The sequence below is a fragment of the Bacillus siamensis genome (assembly GCF_051628075.1).
Classification (GTDB): domain Bacteria; phylum Bacillota; class Bacilli; order Bacillales; family Bacillaceae; genus Bacillus; species Bacillus siamensis.
This window is the reverse complement of sequence record NZ_CP155579.1, coordinates 238,270-259,236: the sequence shown is the minus strand read 5'-3', so window position 1 is coordinate 259,236 and position 20,967 is coordinate 238,270. Positions and strand designations below refer to the sequence as shown.

Sequence of the window (20,967 nt, the reverse complement as noted above, 5' to 3'; positions counted from 1 at the left end):
CGTAAAGAAAGAGAGGAGAATGATTTTGGAAAACGCTCAGCCTTCCAAACAATATAAAGTTATGCCGATCATGATTTCTTTGCTGATGGCAGGATTTATCGGCATGTTCAGTGAAACGGCGCTGAATATTGCCCTGACCGACCTGATGAAGGAGCTGCATATCACTCCCGCGACCGTCCAGTGGCTGACGACGGGCTATCTGCTCGTTCTCGGTATTCTTGTCCCGGTTTCAGGTCTGCTTTTGCAATGGTTTACGACGAGACAGCTGTTTATCGTTTCACTCGCTTTTTCCATTATCGGCACGCTGATTGCAGCGCTTGCGCCGAGCTTTCCGTTTCTTTTGGCGGCAAGAATCGTGCAGGCTTTAGGAACCGGACTGCTGCTGCCGCTGATGTTTAATACGATCCTCGTCATCTTCCCGCCGCATAAGCGCGGAGCGGCGATGGGGACGATCGGGCTTGTCATCATGTTCGCTCCTGCGATCGGTCCGACATTTTCAGGGCTTGTGTTAGAGCATTTGAACTGGCATTGGATTTTCTGGATTTCCCTGCCGTTTCTCGTCTTGGCTCTTTTATTCGGCATCGCCTACATGCAGAATGTATCCGACATTACAAAGCCGAAAATTGACGTGCTTTCCATTATTCTGTCCACGATCGGATTCGGCGGCATCGTCTTCGGTTTCAGCAATGCGGGCGAAGGATCAGGCGGCTGGTCAAGCCCGACGGTTATCGGTTCGCTTACTGTCGGTGCGATCGCGCTCATTTTATTCTCCATCAGGCAGCTGAAAATGAAGCAGCCGATGATGAATCTGCGCGCTTTCCGCTATCCGATGTTTATTCTCGGTGTCGTGATTGTATTTATCTGTATGATGGTTATCTTATCAACAATGCTTCTCTTGCCTATGTATTTACAAAGCGGATTGCTGCTGACGGCGTTTACGTCCGGGCTCATCCTGCTTCCGGGCGGTATTTTAAACGGCTTTATGTCTCCGGTGACGGGACGTCTGTTTGATAAATACGGGCCGAAGTGGCTTGTCATTCCCGGGTTTGTCATCACAGCCACCGTGCTTTGTTTTTTCTCAAACATTAACGGCGCTTCAACGGCGCTTCTGATTGTCGCGCTTCATACATGCCTGATGATCGGAATTTCCATGATCATGATGCCGGCGCAAACGAACGGCTTAAATCAGCTGCCGCCGGAATTTTATCCGGACGGAACAGCCATTATGAATACGCTCCAGCAGATGGCCGGCGCAATCGGCACTGCGGTGGCGGTCAGCATCATGGCTGCCGGCCAGAAGAATTATATGAGCACCGCGAAAAACCCGAATGATCCTTCCGCATACTCTCACGCGCTGATTGCGGGCGTCCAGCACGCCTTTATCTTCGCGATGATTGTCGCCGTTATCGGTCTGATCAGCGCTTTCTTTATGAAACGGGTCAAAGTGAATCACTCATAAGAAAACAGCAGACTCCCCGCGGGTCTGCTGTTTTTTATATCATGAGCGCTTCAGCCAGTTCATCAATCGCACAGATAAGGTCATCTGCTGTGTTATAGAAATGAGGCGCCAGCCGGATGATTTGTCCGCTGGGTGCGCATACAATGTTTTTCCGCTTCAAAAGCGCAGCGGTCTCCGCCGCTTTTTCATCCCGTATAGAAATCATGCCGGGTCTGTCATCGGCAGACGGCGGGCCTGTGAGAGTCAGTCCTTTTTCAGAAGCGTATTCATACGCAAATGCGCTGAGTTTTTTTACTTCCCGATGAATGCGGTCTGTGCCGACATCGTTTAAAAGGGATAAAGCCGCCTGTGCCGCATATATGCTGATAAATGCCGGGGTTCCGGTCTCAAAGCGTTTGGCTCCGTCCGCATAAGAAAAACCGGTCAAATCCAGCATTGACTCCCGCTGCTGTCCGAACCACCCGGTGACTTTCGGCTTCATCCGTTCGGCAAGTTCCTTTCTGACATAAAGAAACGCTGTTCCCGGTATGCCGAGCATATACTTTCTCGCGCCCGCGGCGAGCATATCAACTCCCCATTCTTTTACATCAATCGGGATGTGCCCCGCCGATTGATAAGCATCGACAAAAAGAAGCGATCCCTTCTTTGCGGATATCTCGGCAATGCGCTTCATATCCTGGACAAAACCGGATGTATAGGACACATGCGGAACACAGGCGATACGCGTCTGCTCCGTGATATACGTTTCATAACGCTCTAACGGGATCATTCCTTCTTCAGACGGGATGACTGAAAGCTCCATCTCAGTCTGCGCCTTCAGAATGTGGGCGATTGCCGGAAAATCCAATTCCGTATACACCGCCTGCTTCTTTCGGCAATCCGGTAAAGCTGAGACGACGGCAGAGGCGGCAGCCGTTACTGAAGATAAAATGGCGATTTCTTCAGGCTGAGCGCCGATTAATTTCGCAAATTCACACCTTGCCTGCTCCGTGCGGCCCATGGCTTCATCCCAGTTTCCGCCGTTCTGAAGCAGGCTTTCCTGGTAGTCATTGATCGCTTTTGAAACCGGCCGGGCAAGAGCGCTTTGGGAGCAGCTGGCGAGCATCGTATGTGTGCGGAGCGCCGGAAATAAAGATCGGTATGGCACCAGAGACGAATTCAAGACATGTTTCCCCCTTCGGCAGGAATATATGTCCATTATAGAGTATGGTAAAAAGAAAAGGAGGGTTTATGATGGAGAAAAAAGTATTGCTGACAGGCTTCGACCCCTTCGGCGGAGAAACGGTCAATCCTTCATGGGAAGCGGTCAAACGGCTGGACGGTATCGCTGAAGGCCCCGCTGCTATCGTATCTGAACAAGTGCCGACCGTTTTTCATAAGTCCCTTGCCGTGCTGCGGGAGGCAATCAAGAAACATCAGCCCGACATTATCATCTGTGCCGGACAGGCAGGCGGCAGAATGCAGGTCACGCCGGAACGGGTCGCGATCAACCTGAATGAGGCGCGCATACCGGATAACGAAGGGAATCAGCCTGTCGGGGAAGACATTTCTCAAGGCGGTCCCGCGGCCTACTGGACCGGCCTTCCGATCAAACGGATCGTTGAAGAAATAAAAAAGGAAGGCATTCCCGCGGCTGTATCCTACACGGCGGGGACGTTTGTATGCAATCATCTCTTTTACGGACTGATGGATGAAATCAGCCGCCATCATCCGCACATCCGCGGCGGATTTATTCACATCCCGTACATTCCGGAACAAACCTTGCAGAAGTCCGCGCCGAGCCTCAGCCTGGATCACATCACAAAAGCGCTCAAAATCGCCGCGGTGACCGCCGCGGCGCATGAGGACGATATTGAAACCGGCGGAGGCGAGCTCCACTAAGCGGCTGACGCCGTCTCGGCCCATTTCTTCTTTCGGTAAACGATGCGGGACAGCGTCACACTGATTTCATAGAGGACGAGCAGCGGAATCATGACGAGAAAGTCAGACATAAAATCCGGCGGCGTAATCAGCACCGAGACGACGATCAGCACGAAATACGAAAGCTTCCTCGCCTTTGCCAGCCGGGATGGGTTCACGATCCCGAGCCGCGTCAGAAACATGACAGTCAGAGGCATTTCAAACAAAAACCCGAACGGCAATGTCATGTTAAGCATAAAAGTAAAATACTTGTCCGCCGTAAATACCATGTCAAAATGGCCGGCGGATAATTGTGTTAAAAATCCGAGCACAATCGGAAACAGCACAAAATACCCGAAGGAAATTCCAATAATAAACAAAAACGAAAGCCCCGGAATGTAAAGCAAAGCGGCGCGGCGCTCAAACGGGGTCAAAGCCGGCGCCGTAAAACGCCAGAGCTGAAAGGCCGCAACCGGAATCGTTGCCGTAATGGCGCATATTCCCGCAATCATCATATACACCCATAAAATCTCGCTCGGCCCTAAAACGGCCAGCCTTCCATGCAAATCCTTGATCAGCCAGTCATAAATATCCTGCACAAACCAGCATGCGCCGATAAAAAACACGAGAAAGGCGATAACGGTTTTAATGAGACGCTGCCGGACTTCCTCTAAATGCCCGATCAAGTGAGTTTCTTTTTTATCCAATCGTACATCCTCCTTATATCAAAGAAGGGGCAGAAGCGGATCTCTGCCCCCGTGTCAGGATTCAGCCTGCCGTTTTGTCTTTCTCAGCCGGCTGCTTGTCCGGCTCTTCATTTGAGACCAGTGTTTTTGCGGCACTTTTAAATTCAAGCAGCGTGCGGCCGGCGGCACGGCCGATTTCCGGAAGCTTTGAAGGCCCGAAAATGATCAGAGCGATGACAAAAATCAAGATTAACCCGGGAATGCCGATATTTGAAAACATAAGTATGCCCCCTTATTGTGAAATTTTGGCCCGTTTCTTTCTCATTTGCTTTTCATGCGCACTGTTATGGGCGAAGAAACGATCCTCTTCCACCTCATTTGACTGCTTTAAGCCGCCTGCAACCGCCGCTTGAGAGACCTTCCGAATCCCCGTCTGGTCTTTTTGATAAATGAATGAAGCCCGCGTGGATACCTCAGCCCCCGGCTCCGTAACATACGGCACCACTCTGTAATCCGCTCTCCATTGGGCAGGCGTCACCGTACAGCGGACATAGCCGCGGTAATCGTTGAAAAACTTAATATGCGGGTTTTGTTTTAAGATTTGATCCGTATCAGCCCGTTTATCCGCCCCGTTTCCTCCCGATGTGATGGAAGTCCCGACGAATTCGGCTCCGAAGATCTTTGAATTCGTTTGATTAAAATCGGTATGCAGGTTTGACGCCCAGCTTGCATGAACATCACCCGTCAGCACGATGACATTGTTCAGATTTTTGCTTTTTATAAAATTGATGACCCGCTCCCGCTGCGCCGGGTAGCCGTCCCATGAATCCATGCTGAATATCGGCTTGTCGGTTGTTCCGAAATTCCATTGCGCGAAAAAGATTTGCTGGGCCAGCACATTCCACTTCGCTTTTGAAGCGGCTAAGTTGTCGAAGAGCCATTGCTCCTGCTCTGTCCCCATCAATGTGCGCTTCGGATCTCTCCATTCATCAGAAGGCGGTTTATTCCCGTCGCCGTTGGCCTGATCATCTCTGTACTGTCTTGTATCAAGCACATTGAACGACGCTAAATTGCCATAAGAAAATTGCCTGTACAGCCGCATATCAGGGCCGTTCGGGAGCGACATGCGTCTGAGCGGCATGTGTTCATAATAAGCCTGATAAGCCGCAGCCCTTCTGAGCACAAATGCTTCAACCGATTGGCCTTTTTCGGGAATGACATTGGCATAATTGTTCTCCACCTCATGATCGTCCCAAGTTACGACCCACGGAAAAGCGGCGTGGGCGGCTTTCAGATTGGCATCAGAGCGGTATTGGGCGTGACGGTTGCGGTAATCTGACAGCGTGTATACTTCGGCGCTGCTGTGCGTCCTGACATTCCCCGTCTTTGCCACATATTCGTTCGGCCCGTATTCATAAATGTAATCTCCGAGATGGAATACGAGATCAAGCTTTTCCTTCGCCATATGTTTATACGCCGTATAATAGCCGTGTTCATACTGCTGGCAAGAGGCAAACGCAAACGTCATGGCGGATACGTCAGCACCGGGAGCGGGCAGCGTTTTCGTCCGGCCGACGGGGCTGAGCTCATGCCCGCTTTTAAATCGGTAATAGTACACTTTATTGGGCTTAAGCCCGTCCGCTTCAACATGGACGGAATGTCCGAGATTCGGTTTAGCCATTTCCGTTCCGCGTTTAACGACATGGCGGAAATGTTCATCAGTGGCGATTTCCCATTTAACCGGAACGGCCTGATTCGGCATTCCTCCCCCATTCAGCGGGTCCGGGGCAAGACGTGTCCAGAGAATGACGCTGTCAGACAGCGGATCACCGGAGGCCACGCCGAGGGTGAACGGATAGTTTGAAAATGTCGGAGCGGCATTCACTTCAAACGCGCCGATGGATTGCGCGATCGCCAGCCCGAGGGAAAGGCCTGCGATTTTCCCGGCGCCCTGTATAAATGCGCGGCGGTCAAACGTATTGTTTTGAAAGCTTTTGTTCTCCAATTCCTTGATCCATTCATCTAAACGGCCGTCATGTGTCATGTCAGTTCCCCTTTCGTCTCATTGATCGCCCCCATTATAGAAAAGAAATGTTAAACCGTTATGAAGAAGTGTGAAGGATTTGTAAGGGCGGAAAGTGAACGGCGGGAGACATTTTTCACATTGTTTCGACAAATCTTTCCCGTCCGGGAGAAATCCCCCTCTGTTTCTGTTTGGCTTTTCATCCGTCAAGCGCACTTTGTTCCTATTTTTCTTCACAAGAAATTAAAAAAACACCGTTCATTCTGAGAACGGTGCCCCGGGATTAAAATGTATTGTACACGTTTTCGCACGTTTCCCCTGTCGGCTGATAGAAGCAGTGGGATCTGAATCTGGCGACAAACGGCTGACCATACCAAGTCTGCGGGCAGTTTCCCGGCGGCTTAAAATACCACAGGCTGAATTTAGCCGGCCAAAACCGTTCTCCGTTAATATTACGGCGGGCAAGCCTCCGCTCTGATTCGCGCGGCCTTTGGTAAAAATATCCGTGAGTCACCGCTTCAAACGCGTGCGGCTGAAACACCATCTGTCTGATGGTGCGCAGGCCTTTAAAATCAGAACAATTCGCCCGCACCCTATTGATGCCCACATTGCCGACCAAAAGCATTCCCTGCTTTCCTTCGCCTTCCGCTTCCGCCCTGAGCAGCCTTGCCATTAGATCGACATCGGCGCTCGACGCTTTTACGACTGCCATCATGACACCTCCCGTTTTTCTCCCTTCATCATATTCAGCCGCGGCCCAGTGATGACAGCCAAAAGCCAGAAAACAAATGTTCACAAAAAAAGGTTTATATTTCACGTGATGAGGAAACATACTAACATGATTTCCATAAGGAGGAATTCGCATGGAACATATTAAAGCGCTTGCCATTAAAGGCATCATGACCATTATTATTCTGTATCTCGTACTCGGCTTAGGTTTTCGCTTTACATTCGGCGACGTGCTGCTGATGACCATTGTGTTGGGAGCTGTTTCCTACTTTACGGGCGACCTGTACGTGCTTCCGAGATGGAATAATATCACGGCGGCGTCCGCTGATTTCGGAATCGCGTTTCTTGTTGTCTGGCTGATGGGAATGCCGCTGTCCATGGGCATTTCAGGAGGAAGACTGGCGTTTGCCGCTCTTATTTCCGCCATCATCATCGCGGTCGGAGAATATTTTTTCCATATTTATCTGATGAGAAAAGACTTGGGCGGGTCCCGTTTTTTAGAGCCCCGGTCCGAATAACGCAAAAAAGGCCGGATAAAAGCCCCCTTAAAGGGGGCTTTTTATTGGTAAAGTATAAACACTTTATACATCTTGATATAACTGATAAACCCTTTTCAGCCTTTCCTCGAGCTGTTCAAAATGAACAAAGCGGGCTTCTCTCAGAAACTCAGTCCCATCAATGAACAAAAGAAGCACGGGAACAGTGAAGACTGAAAATCTGCCGGCCACCTCTTCTGCCTCGTCAGCATTGATATGCCCCAATTTGATATTCGGAAACTGATCCAATACTTTTCTGAGCTGCGGCAGAACAGCGTGACATACTGTACAGGCGGGTCTTGAAATGTAAATAAAACTGAATTGATGCTGCTTAATAAAATTCTCGATAGAATCTAATGAATGTAATTCTGCCATCTCTTTCATCAAATTCCTCCTTCAATTGACTCGTCTTTCATGACTTTCAATATGCATATCATTCACTATACACATTTATATTGAACATATCCGCTTTTTTGCTATTCAGAGCACCTGAACGTTGTGCTTGAAACATAAAAGAACAGTTACCGTTTTTCAGTAACTGTTCTTAGATCCTTATATTAAAAATGCAAAGCGTAAGCTCCTGAACCGATGAGTGCAACTCCGATGGAGACTGCAATCAGCACCAAGTTATATTCAAAACCGCCGGCACCGTTCGCAAACCCTTTCGCTCCATGAACTTTTACGATAGCACCTAACATAATAATCGTTATGATAGCAGCTCCGAGCGGGAGGAATACACCTAAAATAAATAAAATTCCGCTTGCGAGTTCCCCAAGACCTGATAAAGCGGCCGCGGCATTGCCTGGTTTAACTCCAATTGACTCGAACCATTGTCCGGTTCCTTTAATTCCGTATCCGCCAAACCAGCCGAATAATTTTTGTGATCCGTAAAACAGAAACACCACACCAATCATGATTCGAATAAGTAATAGTCCTGCATCTTCCATTTTTATCTCTCCTTATTTTTCATATTATAGGATGTGCTGCAAGGCAGCTTGTTTACCAACAGCCGCTTCCAGCAAACATCTGTTAAATGTATGTCTTTTTATTTTTTTTCATGCTTCACGTTCATCTATAAATCAATCTAATTCTCTCACTTCAAACGGCAGCAGCCCTTGTTCAATTTGTGCCCGGTGCGGTTCATACTGCTCAGGGAGCATCAGTTTTCCGCCCATTGTTTCTTGGGACTCATCATGGGCAAAGCCCGGCGGATCAGTTGCGATCTCAAATAAGATTTCCCCATGTTCTCTGAAGTAAACCGCATTAAAATAGTTTCTATCCTGAACAGGAGTCACACCATATCCGTGCGCAGCAATGAATCTTTGCCAATCTAATTGATCTTCGTCATCCTGAGCCCGCCAAGCGATGTGATGGACCGTGCCGACACCCATTTGTCCGCGGCCGATAGGCGTTAACTTAAGGTCAATCACATTTCCGATATCACCGGCAGAACGATAACGAACGAAGTCTCCTTCTTTACCGACTCGCTCAAGCCCCATGATGTTTTCTAGCAATTCACCTGTTTTTTCAGGCTGTGCTGATAACAGGGTCGCACCGCCAAAGCCTTTAATGGCAACATCCGGGGTTACATCTCCGAAAGTCCACATATTGGCCTCCCCTGCTTCTCTTTCCACGATTTCTAAATGCAGGCCATGCGGGTCATCAAATTCTATATATTGTTCTCCAAAACGCTCGATTTTGGTGTATGGAATGTTGAACTTTTCAAGTCTCTTTTCCCAAAACGCCATGGCACCCTTCGGCACGACGTAAGATGTCACGCCGACCTGTCCGTCTCCAATGATGCCTTGGCGGGCGCCCGCCCACGGAAAGAATGTGATGATTGTTCCCGGCTTCCCGCCTTCATCCCCAAAATAAAGGTGATACGTACCCGGATCATCAAAATTGACCGTTTGCTTGACCAATCGCAGCCCCAGCACTCCAGCGTAGAAATCAGCATTCTCTTGAGGGTGACCGACAATTGCTGTAATATGATGGATTCCCATCGTTTTTTTAGCCATTTTTATCCGCTCCTTTACAAATAGTTAAATATACTCCACAAACTCATTCACAGGCTTTCGGTAGCCGCGCGGCCTTCTGCTTTCTGTTTTTTCTTTCCCGATTGTAATCATCATGACGACCTCAAATTGATCATCTATATTCAAAATCTGTTTCACGGCTTCAGCATCAAACCCTATCATCGGACAGGTGTCCCAGCCTTTTTCCTTAGCACTCAGCATAAACATCATCGCAGAAAGTGAAGCATTTCTTATCGCCTCATCTCTCTTAAATGGTTCTCCCCTGTTTTCATAAAACGAAACGGTGTCTTGAACCATATGATCATACTCTTGTTTATTTAATACCCCCAGCATCTTCAATCCTTCATAGATGTCAGCCGCTTGCTGATATGCCTGCTTATCCCCTAAAACCAAAAGAACCGCTGATGAGCTAAACACTTTATATTGTCCGTTTGCGGCCTGCTTCAGCTTTTCTTTTACATCCGGGTCAAGAACCGTCACATATTTTGTGTGCTGCAAATTAAAAGCTGATGGAGTCAACGCAACCAATTCAAACATTTCATTGAGTTCATCTCTTGTGATTGGATGATCCGGAAGAAAGTTGCTTGCAGATCTTCTTTCATTCACTAGCTGTACAAATTCAGCCATTTCTCTCGCACTCCCTTTTATCTCGAATTCGAGATATTATCGTATAAAAAATCAAATAGCATATAATCAAAAAATGAAACGTTCTCTTCACTAATCTTTTCGTGATTCAAGCGATCGGCAGGTTCTTATCCTGCACTCTAATTAAATTATCTCGAATTAAAATATCTTGAATTCAAGATAATAATAAAGGATAAATACTTAAATGTCAACAGTTCATTTTTAAATTCAGCGCCATTTTGTCTGCGTACTGTTTAGCCCTGCTCCAACTTTTTTTCTGTCACCTTATTTATTAGTAAACAGGAAAAAACCTTGCTATAGACCCACTCGAAACTGAATTGGTATGATAAGCAAAGTGATTACACAAGAAAGGATACGGAGAGCGAATCAAAAGCGCTCCTCTTTTTTTGCGCAGTTTTATAGGAGGACAAAATGACAAGTGAAAGAGAACAAATAAGCAAAAAAGTTGCTTTGATTGCATTGATAGCCAATCTGATCTTAATGGCAGGAAAGATCTTTTTTGGACTGATAGGCGATAGTGAAGCCGTTTTTGCCGACGGTATACACTCTGCAGCAGATGTCGTGGCCTCGATTGCTGTCCTGGCCGTCATCGGCATTTCTAATAAGCCGCCCGATCAAGACCATCCTTTCGGGCATGGCAAAGCTGAGGTCATCAGCGAAGCGATTGTAGGAATAATATTAGTGCTCGTTTCCGTGTATATTCTAATAGAAGCGATTTCGTCCTTTGTTGAAGGTCCAAGCATCCCGCAATACAGCGCATTGTTTGCGGCTCTGATATCCTATGCGGCTAAGCAGATCTTATATCGTTATTCGATCAAACAAGGAGAAAAATGGAACAGTAAAGCGATTATAGCGATTGCATACGATCATAAAGGCGATATCGTTGCCTCTCTTGCCGCTTTTATCGGCGTCCTATTGGCGATTATCGGGAACGCCCGCGGGTGGTCCTATCTGTTGTACGCCGATGCAATTGCCAGTGTCATCGTGGCGTACCTCATTTTTAAGATTTCAATGGAATTAATCAGGCCGTCTGTTGACGTTCTCATGGAAAAAAGTGTTGATCCCGAACTGATAGAGGAATATAAAGCGGTTATTTTGCATTGTCCTCAAGTCAAACGGCTCGATAAAATCCGAGCGAGAGAACACGGCCACTATAAATTGCTTGATGTCCGGTTATCTTTAGATCATGATTTGACGATTAAGCAGGGACACGATATTGCCCGCGAAATCCGAAATGACATCAAAAGACACTTTTCAGATGTTGAAGAAGTGCTCATCCATGTGAATCCTTATTTTGAAGAATGAAAAAGCAGCTTGTAGAGAAAATGATGTTTCTCTACAAGCTTTTTTGTTTTGTGCTGTTTCTTAATATATTCATTTGATTTCAGGTGAAGAAAAAGCACTCCCGCATGCCTAGCCTTGCTTAGCTGGGTATGGCAACTTTTCAATGATGAAAGAGAAGTCTATGTATTTATCAATTTTTCAAAGCAGGTGATCCTCTTTGATGAGTTGGTCAAGCAGACGAATTCGGGGAAATTGATATTTTAAGGGGAAAATAAAGGCTGTCGAGATTTTCTCGACAGCCTGAAGGCCCGATAACGGCCTTTTTCGTTTGATTTCACTGATCAAGATGCTTTTTTATAAAATGCAGCAGCGTGTTTCCCTGAGCCGTCAAAATGACCCCCTTCGCGCCGCACTTCGGGCAGGGCGCGCCTTCCTTCTCCGCCCCGGTTCCTTCACAATGCGGACAGGTGAGTTCAAGATCGTCGGTGGCGATCACCATGAATATCCCTCCTTTTTTGATTGTTTGTCCGTCTCCAGTCACTTTCCATGGCCATCACCTCCTTAACGATACAAAAAAACCCCGTCCATCAAAGGACGAGGTTTTCGCGGTGCCACCTTTATTAACGGCTGTAAAGCCTTCACTCAAAAAGTACGGAAACACACGGTTTCAATACTCCTTTCTTGATAACGGGGAAAGAATCCCGGCACCGCCTACTGTCATTTCAGCGCAGCAATTCAGAAGCCCATTCGGCACCGGACGGGGATCGGTTCACAGCGGCCACCGACTCTCTGAACCCCGTGCGCTGATGCGTACTTACTCTTCCTCAGCATTGTTCATCCGTTCGTTGATTTTAACATGTATCATACGCTGTCTTCCAGCCGAAGTCAATAACCTTTCGAATCGGATAAGCCGAGCATTTCCCGCGCCATTTGCATATGCTCCTCTTACCCTGTCTGAAGCCTTACCTGCTCCCTCCGCTGACAAACTTCGATCCTTCGCGTAAATCTTTCGCCTCCAAATAGAAGACGTGAATAAATTTTTTCATATTCACTTTAACCGGAGAAAGCGGCACGGTTTCTTTCGCATGCATTTCTTTCATTCTCTTGCTGACGGCAGGGAAATCAAAGAATTTCGAGGCGTAATATTCAAATTTGGGGTTTGAAAAATCAGTTGTGCCCAATGAGGCGAAATGGTTTAACGAATGAATGATCGCTCTTCTGATCCGCTGTTCGGAGGCTTTTGTCTCCCTGCTGACGTCTGCTTCCGACGCCGCGGGTCCCAGTTTCCGCAGCGCGACGTTTGTAAACACACGCTTCAGCGACGGGACGCTTTTTTGCGCCTGCTCATCCTCAAATAAAAAATGCAGCACGGCCATCAGGTCGTGCGCGCCGCTTTCTCCCACAATCCCTAGTTCTGATAACAGAAATTTCCCGGTCTCTTTCACGGATTTTTCGCAGGATTTAAAAGAGCGGCTTTGCTGCGGTTCATTGCGCTGAACAAGCCGTCTAAGCGAATTTTGGATGTCGCCGATCGAGGTTTCCAGTTCGATCCGCTCTTTCACTTTTCGGAGCACAGTGATGATTTCAATTTTGTTGATCGGTTTGTGGATAAAATATTCAATACCGAGAGAATAGGCTTCTCCCACCATTTCCTTCGCTTCTACCTGGGATATCATCACCGTTTTTCCGGTGTACGAATCCTGAAGATGCCGTATCGTCTCAATCCCGTCCCGACCCGGCATCAGCAGGTCAATTAATAAAATATCGACTTGTTTAAAATGGAGATAATGCCCTTCAATCTGGCTTCCGTCCTCCGCCTCGCCGACGACTTCGCCTAAGTCCTCATCTTCAATGATCTGTCTCAAAATGGAACGGATCGCCCGGTCATCATCAGCTATAAAAAAGCGCATTATGAACTCACCCTTTCTGCAATTAAATGCCTCACCGGCAGCTGAATCGTAAATATGACGCCTTTTGGCTTGTTGTGAAAGGAGATGCCGCCTTCAAGTTCGGTTACGATTTCCTTCACGTATGAAAGCCCGATGCCCGTTGAAGGGGTGCCGAATTCATCGTATTTGGACGTAAATCCGGGATCATAGATTACCTCTCCGATTTTTTCCGAAATGCCGGGACCGTCATCTTCCGCCTGAAATTCGGCCATCTCCCCCTCCGCCCTGCGCAGCGTGAGGCGGATCTCACCTCTGTCCCCCATGGCCTCTACGGCATTGGCGGTCAGGTTATTCAAGATCGACAGGACGGTAAAGACGTGATAATCGGGATGATCTCCTTCAATCACGCTCCGGAACTGAATATCCTTGCCTAAAGATTCGGCGTATTTTTCATTGATTCGGATGACGATTCCGATCAGAGCGGCGGCATCCATGTAATCCCGGAATCTCTCATTTGAAATCAGCTTCGACAGGCCGGCGAATATCCGCTGATTGTCTTTTTTCACTTCATGGATTTCTCCCGCAAGGCGCAGCATTCGGCTGCCGAGCTCCCGGTCGTTCCCGCTCATTTCCCGATACAGCTGATAGGATTCTTTCGTCACATGCTCCGTCGTTTTCAGCGTTTTTTTCAAATGAATCGTTTCTTCGTATAAGTTAGACACAATCATCAGCATGTGTTCATGCTGCTTTCTCGTTTGCTTTTCCCTGACCTGGGATTCGTGCAGCTTCATCACGTTGAAAAAGCTCAGCACAATAAATGTGTGAGAAACGGCGATGACCGCAATATCCGCCAGTTTGCCCGGCATCATAATCAGCCGGCCTCCTGAAAACTGAACCGCCATTTCAACGGTGTCGGAAGCGATTTCAATGAGAAAACCGAGGAATCCGATCATGAGCGGCCGATCCCGAAAGAACCTGACCCTCAGCACATAAAACAAGCAGGCATATGTAAAGTAAAAAAAGAAACTGGGATATTGGCTGAAAAAAGCCTCCGTAAAGCCGTCATGCTCTCCTCCCCAGCACGCCAGGCCGATCCGGAATGCCACAACGGCTGCACCTGTCAACAGCCCTGACAATACTGCCGGCACATGCCGCAGCAGCAGCAGAAAAAAGAAAAAAGCCGGGGCGCCGAAGCTGATCCGGTACACCTCATTCAGGGGGTAAAATTTCAGTTCCCCCGCCAGCGGCACGGTGATCAGCATAAGAGCGAAAAGATAACCGTCTTTTTTTAGTAAATAGTCGAGCCTGATCACAATCACTTCCTTCTTCTATCTATTTTGAATAAGACCGAGTGAGTCCGCAAATTTCTTTAGACCCGTATGGCGGGACGCTCCTGCAGATTTATAAATCTATCGGCTTATTTTAAGAATGATTTTGTCGTATTTTATATGATTCTGTAGATGTCATTATACATTAACATGGAACACGCTATATTTGAAAACGTTTTCCAAGACCGGGTTCCGCTTGCGGACAGGCTTGTAATAGAGGAGGAATGTTATGAAAGATATGGTCAGAGAGCGCCTTGAAAAAGAGGAACTGGCTTCACTTTTACAAGATTGGGTCGAACATTACCGACCGTTTTCCGTCAATGGAAAAAGCGCAAATTATATCCCCGCCCTCGGAGAAATCAATGACTCTCAGCTGGGCATTTGCATATTAGAGCCGGATGGCTCAATGATTCATGCCGGTGAATGGAATGTGCCGTTCACATTGCAGAGCATCTCAAAAGTCATCAGCTTTATTGCCGCCTGCATGTCCAGGGGCATTCCTTATGTACTCGATCGTGTGGACGTGGAGCCGACAGGTGATGCGTTTAATTCTATCATCCGGCTTGAAATCCATAAACCCGGGAAGCCCTTCAATCCGATGATCAATGCCGGCGCCATTACCGTCGCCTCGCTTCTTCCCGGTGAAACGGCGCATGAGAAATTGGAATATCTCTTTTCCGTTTTTGAAAAATTGATAGGAAAACGGCCTCACATACACGAGGAGGTCTTCCGCTCTGAATGGCAGACCGCACACCGGAACAGAGCGCTCGCCTACTATTTAAAAGAAACGAACTTTCTCGAGGCGGATGTGGAAGAAACGCTTGAAGTGTATTTAAAGCAATGCGCCATGGAGGGGACAACCGAGGACATCGCTTTAATCGGATTGATTCTTGCGCATGACGGCTACCATCCCATCCGCAGGGAACAGGTCATTCCGAAAGATGTCGCAAAACTCGCCAAAGCCCTGATGCTGACGTGCGGGATGTACAATGCGTCAGGAAAATATGCGGCTTTCGTCGGCGTCCCGGCCAAAAGCGGGGTATCCGGCGGCATTATGGCATTGGTTCCCCCAAGCGCCAGAAGAGAACAGCCTTTTCATAACGGCTGCGGCATCGGCATTTACGGTCCGGCCATTGATGAATACGGCAACAGCCTGACCGGCGGCATGCTGCTGAAACATATCGCACAGGAGTGGGAGCTCAGTATTTTTTAATCAAACGAACCAAGAGGTGATTGGATGCAGGAATTCCTTGAAAATGTAATCGGCTCGGCAAATGATTTTTTATGGTCAAAACTGTTAATCGTACTGCTTCTTTCTCTGGGACTGTTTTTTACGTTCAGATCAAAGGGTCTGCAAGTCCGCATGCTGAGGGAAATGATCCGGGTTTTGAAAGAAGGCGCGGCCGCCCGGTCAAAAAACAGCATTTCCCCGTTTCAGGCATTTTGCATCAGCATGGCGGCGCGTGTCGGAACCGGGAATATTACCGGAATCGCCATTGCGATCGCACTCGGCGGCCCGGGCGCTATTTTCTGGATGTGGATTATCGCTGTCATCGGTTCGGCTTCAAGCTTTGTTGAAAGCACGCTGGCCCAAATTTATAAAGTAAAAGATCAAAACGGATTCCGCGGCGGCCCGGCCTATTACATGGAAAAAGGCTTGAAGAAACGCTGGATGGGCGCGCTGTTCGCCGTATTAATCACGCTGTCATTCGGAGTCGTCTTTAATTCCGTTCAGTCCAATACGATCAGCGTCGCTTTTCAAAACGCATTCGGCACCAGCCGGCTTACATTGGGCATTATTTTAATCTTGGTTTTCGGCGGCGTGATTTTCGGCGGCGTCAAACGAATTGCGAAAATGGCGGAATACATCGTAGTCGTCTTAGCCGTTTTATATATCGGTGTCGCTTTCTTTGTCATTTTGACGAACATCACCCAATTGCCCGGCGTTCTGTCGCTTATCGTAAAAAATGCGTTCGGTATTGATCAGGCAGCGGGCGGCGCTTTAGGTGCGGCTTTGATGCAAGGTGTGAGACGCGGCATTTTCTCAAATGAAGCGGGAATGGGAAGCGCTCCGAACGCGGCGGCGACAGCTACGACGAGCCATCCGGTGAAACAGGGGCTCATTCAGGCCTTCGGCGTCCTGACGGATACGCTCGTCATTTGTACAAGCACGGCACTTATCATTTTATTTTCAGACGCTTATCACCAGCCGGGACTGAGCGGCATCGCGCTTTCTCAGGCTGCCTTGAGCGACCATGTCGGCGCGTGGGCATCAGGTTTCCTTGCCGTCTTAATGCTTTTGTTCGGCTTCAGCGCTCTGATGGGCAACTATTATTACGGAGAAACCAATATCGGATTTTTAAGCCAGAACAAAAAATGGCTGTTCATTTACCGCATCTGTGTACTCGGAATGGTTCTGTTCGGATGCATTTCCAAAGTCCAGCTTGTGTGGGATATGGCTGACTTGTTCATGGGCTTAATGGTGGTCGTGAATTTAATTGCGATTTTCCTTCTGTCGAAAAAAGCGTTTGCCGCTTTGAGCGATTATGCCCGGCAAAAGAAAGCCGGAAAGGACCCCGTCTTTTACAGAGATGTGCTCCCTGATGATGACGGGATCGACTGCTGGGAGTATTCAGACATCGCGAAAAGTGCGAAAGGCAAACATATTTCCTAAACAAAAGGTGTTCGGGCAGCGTCCTGAACATCTTTTTTTCTGCCGGTTCATTGACAAAGAGGAAAGCGTCTATTACCCTTTTCATATATTTTCAAGAAAGTCAGAAAGGAGCGCCTATGAACCCCATTACACACATATTAGATGAATACCCGGTTATGATCATAGACGGAGCAATGGCAACCGAGCTTGAACGGATGGGCTGTGATTTACATGACGATTTGTGGTCGGCCAAAATTCTTTTGGAGAAACCCGAACTGATCAAACAGGTGCATGCCGAATATTTTGCCGCCGGCGCTGATTGCGCGATCACTGCCAGCTATCAATCGACGATTGAAGGATTTGCGGCACGCGGCATCTCAGAAACCGATGCGATCCGCCTGATACAGACATCAGTTGAGCTCGCCGTCCAAGCTCGCGATGAATTTTGGGCGCATGAAGAAAACCGTTCAGACCGTCCCAAACCTTTGATCGCCGCTTCTATCGGACCTTACGGCGCGAGCCTTGCCGACGGCTCTGAATATCGCGGGCATTACGGACTGACGGAGGATGAGCTGATCAGCTTTCACCGCCCCCGGATGAAAGCCCTTATAGAATCCGGCGCCGATCTTTTGGCATGCGAGACCATTCCGTGCCTGTCAGAGGCAAAAGCGATCGTAAGGCTGCTGGAGGAATTCCCAGACACTTATGCGTGGATGAGCTTCAGCGCCAAAGACGGACGGCATATCAGCGAAGGCACGCCTATTTCCGAATGCGCGGCCCTGCTCGGCTCCTGCAATCAAATCGCGGCGATCGGCATCAACTGCACACCGATCGAACATATTCCGCCGCTGATAGAAGAAATCAAACGGGCAGCGTCCAAGCCGATTATCGTCTATCCGAACTCAGGCGAACAATATGACCCGGAAACAAAAACCTGGAAAGGCGAAGCGTGCGCAAAACATTTCGGAAAGAGCGCGCAAAGCTGGTACGAAAACGGCGCAAGCCTGATCGGAGGCTGCTGCCGGACGAAGCCCGCGGATATTCAGGCCATTGCGGCTTGGGCCAAAACCTTAAAAACAACTTGACTAATCGGAATAGTTTGTATATTCTATTCAAAAAGCCGGTTCGCCGGAATCTCGTGCCGTTCGCCGGCATGAGATTTTTTATTAGAACGGCTCTCGCAGAAAGTTGGAAAACAATGAACAACAAGAACGAGACGAATTTTCAGAGAAGTATGAAAAGCAGGCACCTCTTTATGCTCTCACTCGGAGGTGTAATCGGAACGGGGCTGTTTTTAAGCTCGGGGTATACCATTCATCAGGCGGGTCCGGCGGGTACCATTTTTGCATACCTTTTGGGCGCGGGCATCGTCTATCTTGTCATGCTTTGCCTCGGTGAACTGTCAGTGGCCATGCCGGTCACGGGTTCCTTCCACACCTATGCGAAAACCTATATCGGGCCGGCGACGGGTTTTACGGTCGCATGGCTGTACTGGCTGACGTGGGCGGTGGCGCTGGGCTCTGAATTCACGGCGGCCGGGCTCTTCATGCAGCGCTGGTTCCCGCATACTTCGGTTTGGATGTGGAGTGCCGTATTCGCTCTTTTCATCTTTTTATTAAACGCCTTCTCCGTGAAATTTTTTGCTGAATCGGAGTTTTGGTTCTCAAGCATTAAAGTCTTAGCCATCCTGCTGTTTATTTTATTGGGCGGAGCGGCGATGTTCGGCATCGTCCCGATGAAAAGCGGTGAAGCCGCACCTATGCTGTCGAACTTTACGGATGGCGGCAGTCTTTTTCCAAATGGTTTTTTTCCGATACTGATGACGATGCTGTCAGTAAACTTCGCCTTTTCAGGGACGGAATTGATCGGAATTGCCGCCGGGGAAAGCGCTGATCCGGAAAAAACCGTTCCGCGCGCCATTAAGACTACAGTCTGGCGGCTGGCGCTTTTCTTTATCGGAACGATTTTTGTGCTGTCGGGCATGATCTCCATCCAAGAAGCGGGTGTGATTGAAAGCCCGTTCGTTACGGTATTCGACAGAATCGGCGTGCCGTATGCGGCCGATCTGATGAATTTCGTCATTTTGACGGCGCTTCTGTCTGCGGCGAATTCAGGGCTGTACGCATCATCACGAATGCTGTGGTCCCTGTCTAAAGAAGGTGAGCTTCACCCCGCCTTTGCCAGGCTGACGTCTAAAGGCATTCCTTTTAACGCCCTGATTTTCAGTATGATCGGCGGCATTCTGTCACTGCTGTCAAGCGTGTTTGCAGCGGATACAGTGTATCTTGTTCTCGTCTCTGTCTCAGGATTTGCGGTAGTGGCGGTGTGGATGAGCATTGCCGCATCGCAATTTTTGTTCAGAAGGCGGTTTCTTAAAGAAGGCCATCAGCTTTCAGACTTGAAATACAGGACACCGGGATATCCGGCCGTGCCGATAGCGGCCTTTATCCTGTGCCTTGCCTCCTGTATCGGCATTGCTTTTGATCCGAACCAGGCCATCGCCCTTTATTGCGGAATTGCCTTTATGGCCGTCTGTTACAGCGTTTATTACTTAAAAAACCGGAACAGCCGCACCCGTGTTCAAGCCGCAAAATCTCAATAAACAAAAAAAGAACCCTGCCGCGCAAGGGTTCTTTTTTTGTTTATACTTCAACCACCCATCTGAACGAATCCGGCACCTTCCCGACCTGGATGCCGGTAATCGTTTCATAGAGCCTTTCTGACACTTCACCGATCAAGCCGTTATTCAGCTCAATTGTTTCTCCGTGAATGTGCAGCTCGCCGACCGGTGAGATGACCGCTGCGGTTCCCGTACCGAATACTTCTGACACCTCGCCTCTCATCGCGGCATGATAGATGTCATCAATGGCAACCCGTTCTTCCCTGACACGGATGCCCCAGCTTTTTAAGAGCTCTATCACAGATGCGCGGGTGATGCCCCCGAGAATGCTTCCGTTTAGCGCCGGCGTTACAGCCTCTCCGTTTATAATGAAAAAGATATTCATACTGCCTACCTCTTCGGCATATTTCTTTTCCACTCCGTCGAGCCAAAGCACCTGATCATAACCCAGCTCTTCGGCTTTCCGCTGAGCCTGTAAGCTGGCCGCATAGTTTCCGGACGTTTTAACATCGCCCACTCCGCCGGTGACGGCGCGCACATACTCATCCTCGACATAAATACGGATCGGTTTCAGCTGATCGCCGTAATACGAACCGACCGGCGTCAGGACAACCATGAATTTATAACGCTTGGAAGGCCGGACGCCTAAAGAAGGCTCGGTCGCGATTACAAACGGACGGATATATAAAGAGGTTCCTTTTTCTTTCGGAATCCATTCCTGCTCCAGCTCCACCAATTGTACCAATGCTTCCAGCGCAAGCTTCTCATCGAGAGGCGGCATGCTCATCCGCCGCAGCGATTTATTCAGCCGCTTTATATTTTGGTCAGGACGGAACATCAATGCCCGTCCGTCTTCTGATCTGTAAGCCTTCAGCCCTTCAAATACGGCCTGCCCGTAATGGAAAACGGATGCGGACGGATCAAGATGAACCGGTTCATATGGTGTGATTCTCGGATCATGCCAGCCTCTTTCTTCTTCGTAATCCAAGACAAACATGTAATCAGTGAAGTACTTGCCAAATCCCAATGAAGCGGAATCCGGTTTTTCTTTTCTAGCTGTGACCTTACGCCTTTCAATCAGTTGATTCAACAAAAGCACACCTTTCTTGTAATTGTTTAAATTTTCAGTCTTTTATAAGCTGCCTGTTTTCTCTGCCTGAATCGTGTATGCACAGATATA

The 20,967-nt window shown here is 48.5% G+C and carries 21 protein-coding genes and 1 other annotated feature; of the genes, 8 read left to right on the top strand and 13 right to left on the bottom strand.

Going from position 1 to position 20,967, the window contains the following annotated elements; genetic code table 11:
• The first annotated feature begins 19 nt into the window (after window positions 1-19).
• On the top strand, window positions 20-1,459 hold the full coding sequence (gene lmr(B), locus ABDB98_RS01450) for a lincomycin efflux MFS transporter Lmr(B) (protein WP_438421141.1): 1,440 nt from the start codon (window positions 20-22) through the stop codon (window positions 1,457-1,459).
• A 34-nt stretch (window positions 1,460-1,493) separates the two neighbouring features.
• On the opposite strand, the gene ABDB98_RS01445 is transcribed toward lmr(B), so the two are convergent.
• A complete protein-coding gene (locus tag ABDB98_RS01445; protein WP_438421140.1) occupies window positions 1,494-2,621 on the bottom strand; it encodes an aminotransferase class V-fold PLP-dependent enzyme in 1,128 nt (375 codons plus the stop codon).
• A 71-nt stretch (window positions 2,622-2,692) separates the two neighbouring features.
• On the opposite strand from ABDB98_RS01445, the gene pcp reads away from it, so the two are divergent.
• Complete coding sequence (gene pcp, locus ABDB98_RS01440; protein WP_438421139.1) at window positions 2,693-3,340, top strand: pyroglutamyl-peptidase I; 648 nt, start codon at window positions 2,693-2,695, stop codon at window positions 3,338-3,340.
• Here pcp and tatC read toward each other — a convergent pair.
• The 4 genes from tatC to ABDB98_RS01420 all read right to left on the bottom strand — a co-directional run bounded on the left by tatC (window position 3,337) and on the right by ABDB98_RS01420 (window position 6,779).
• Window positions 3,337-4,065, bottom strand: a complete 729-nt coding sequence (gene tatC, locus ABDB98_RS01435; protein WP_438421138.1) for a twin-arginine translocase subunit TatC — start codon at window positions 4,063-4,065, stop codon at window positions 3,337-3,339. The two genes, pcp and tatC, sit on opposite strands and share 4 nt — an antisense overlap.
• A 61-nt stretch (window positions 4,066-4,126) precedes the next feature.
• Entirely contained in the window at window positions 4,127-4,324 is a 198-nt protein-coding gene (locus ABDB98_RS01430) for a twin-arginine translocase TatA/TatE family subunit (protein ID WP_438421137.1), read from the bottom strand.
• A gap of 12 nt (window positions 4,325-4,336) precedes the next feature.
• On the bottom strand, window positions 4,337-6,088 hold the full coding sequence (locus tag ABDB98_RS01425; RefSeq protein WP_326352098.1) for an alkaline phosphatase D family protein: 1,752 nt from the start codon (window positions 6,086-6,088) through the stop codon (window positions 4,337-4,339).
• A gap of 262 nt (window positions 6,089-6,350) precedes the next feature.
• On the bottom strand, window positions 6,351-6,779 hold the full coding sequence (locus ABDB98_RS01420) for a cell wall hydrolase (RefSeq protein ID WP_003156683.1): 429 nt from the start codon (window positions 6,777-6,779) through the stop codon (window positions 6,351-6,353).
• Between the two features lie 151 nt (window positions 6,780-6,930).
• Here ABDB98_RS01420 and ABDB98_RS01415 point away from each other — a divergent pair, with 151 nt between their 5' ends.
• Window positions 6,931-7,314 carry a DUF2512 family protein gene (locus tag ABDB98_RS01415; protein ID WP_016936861.1) on the top strand — a complete coding sequence of 128 codons (384 nt, stop codon included), beginning with the start codon at window positions 6,931-6,933 and terminating at the stop codon, window positions 7,312-7,314.
• 63 nt (window positions 7,315-7,377) lie between these two features.
• Here ABDB98_RS01415 and ABDB98_RS01410 read toward each other — a convergent pair whose 3' ends face one another.
• The 4 genes from ABDB98_RS01410 to ABDB98_RS01395 all read right to left on the bottom strand — a co-directional run bounded on the left by ABDB98_RS01410 (window position 7,378) and on the right by ABDB98_RS01395 (window position 9,995).
• On the bottom strand, window positions 7,378-7,716 hold the full coding sequence (locus tag ABDB98_RS01410) for a thioredoxin family protein (RefSeq protein ID WP_060963680.1): 339 nt from the start codon (window positions 7,714-7,716) through the stop codon (window positions 7,378-7,380).
• A gap of 173 nt (window positions 7,717-7,889) precedes the next feature.
• Complete coding sequence (locus ABDB98_RS01405; protein WP_007609195.1) at window positions 7,890-8,279, bottom strand: DoxX family protein; 390 nt, start codon at window positions 8,277-8,279, stop codon at window positions 7,890-7,892.
• Window positions 8,280-8,411: 132 nt separating this feature from the next.
• Entirely contained in the window at window positions 8,412-9,350 is a 939-nt protein-coding gene (locus ABDB98_RS01400) for a ring-cleaving dioxygenase (RefSeq protein WP_438421136.1), read from the bottom strand.
• A gap of 24 nt (window positions 9,351-9,374) precedes the next feature.
• On the bottom strand, window positions 9,375-9,995 hold the full coding sequence (locus ABDB98_RS01395) for a nitroreductase family protein (protein WP_060963682.1): 621 nt from the start codon (window positions 9,993-9,995) through the stop codon (window positions 9,375-9,377).
• Between the two features lie 429 nt (window positions 9,996-10,424).
• On the opposite strand from ABDB98_RS01395, the gene ABDB98_RS01390 reads away from it, so the two are divergent.
• On the top strand, window positions 10,425-11,318 hold the full coding sequence (locus ABDB98_RS01390; protein WP_060963683.1) for a cation diffusion facilitator family transporter: 894 nt from the start codon (window positions 10,425-10,427) through the stop codon (window positions 11,316-11,318).
• A gap of 313 nt (window positions 11,319-11,631) precedes the next feature.
• On the opposite strand, the gene ABDB98_RS01385 is transcribed toward ABDB98_RS01390, so the two are convergent.
• The 3 genes from ABDB98_RS01385 to ABDB98_RS01375 all read right to left on the bottom strand — a co-directional run bounded on the left by ABDB98_RS01385 (window position 11,632) and on the right by ABDB98_RS01375 (window position 14,499).
• The gene (locus ABDB98_RS01385; RefSeq protein WP_045926313.1) at window positions 11,632-11,796 is read right to left on the bottom strand and encodes a tryptophan RNA-binding attenuator protein inhibitory protein; all 165 of its coding nucleotides are present in this window, start codon (window positions 11,794-11,796) and stop codon (window positions 11,632-11,634) included.
• 88 nt (window positions 11,797-11,884) lie between these two features.
• Window positions 11,885-12,134: a binding site (T-box leader), on the bottom strand.
• A 125-nt stretch (window positions 12,135-12,259) separates the two neighbouring features.
• Window positions 12,260-13,207, bottom strand: a complete 948-nt coding sequence (locus ABDB98_RS01380; protein WP_438421135.1) for a DNA-binding domain-containing protein — start codon at window positions 13,205-13,207, stop codon at window positions 12,260-12,262.
• A complete protein-coding gene (locus ABDB98_RS01375; protein ID WP_438421134.1) occupies window positions 13,207-14,499 on the bottom strand; it encodes an ATP-binding protein in 1,293 nt (430 codons plus the stop codon). The genes ABDB98_RS01380 and ABDB98_RS01375 overlap by 1 nt, the downstream gene beginning before the upstream one ends.
• Window positions 14,500-14,743: 244 nt before the next feature.
• Between ABDB98_RS01375 and ABDB98_RS01370 the strand changes: the two genes are divergently transcribed.
• The 4 genes from ABDB98_RS01370 to ABDB98_RS01355 all read left to right on the top strand — a co-directional run bounded on the left by ABDB98_RS01370 (window position 14,744) and on the right by ABDB98_RS01355 (window position 19,769).
• Window positions 14,744-15,727 (top strand): glutaminase, encoded by a 984-nt coding sequence (locus tag ABDB98_RS01370; RefSeq protein ID WP_064777987.1) that lies wholly within the window; start codon window positions 14,744-14,746, stop codon window positions 15,725-15,727.
• 24 nt (window positions 15,728-15,751) lie between these two features.
• Complete coding sequence (locus tag ABDB98_RS01365) at window positions 15,752-17,188, top strand: alanine/glycine:cation symporter family protein (protein ID WP_188154713.1); 1,437 nt, start codon at window positions 15,752-15,754, stop codon at window positions 17,186-17,188.
• A 116-nt stretch (window positions 17,189-17,304) separates the two neighbouring features.
• The gene (mmuM, locus tag ABDB98_RS01360; protein ID WP_438421133.1) at window positions 17,305-18,252 is read left to right on the top strand and encodes a homocysteine S-methyltransferase; all 948 of its coding nucleotides are present in this window, start codon (window positions 17,305-17,307) and stop codon (window positions 18,250-18,252) included.
• A 113-nt stretch (window positions 18,253-18,365) separates the two neighbouring features.
• Window positions 18,366-19,769 (top strand): amino acid permease, encoded by a 1,404-nt coding sequence (locus ABDB98_RS01355; RefSeq protein WP_438421132.1) that lies wholly within the window; start codon window positions 18,366-18,368, stop codon window positions 19,767-19,769.
• Between the two features lie 40 nt (window positions 19,770-19,809).
• On the opposite strand, the gene ABDB98_RS01350 is transcribed toward ABDB98_RS01355, so the two are convergent.
• The gene (locus ABDB98_RS01350; protein ID WP_016936875.1) at window positions 19,810-20,877 is read right to left on the bottom strand and encodes a branched-chain amino acid aminotransferase; all 1,068 of its coding nucleotides are present in this window, start codon (window positions 20,875-20,877) and stop codon (window positions 19,810-19,812) included.
• Window positions 20,878-20,967 lie beyond the last annotated feature (90 nt).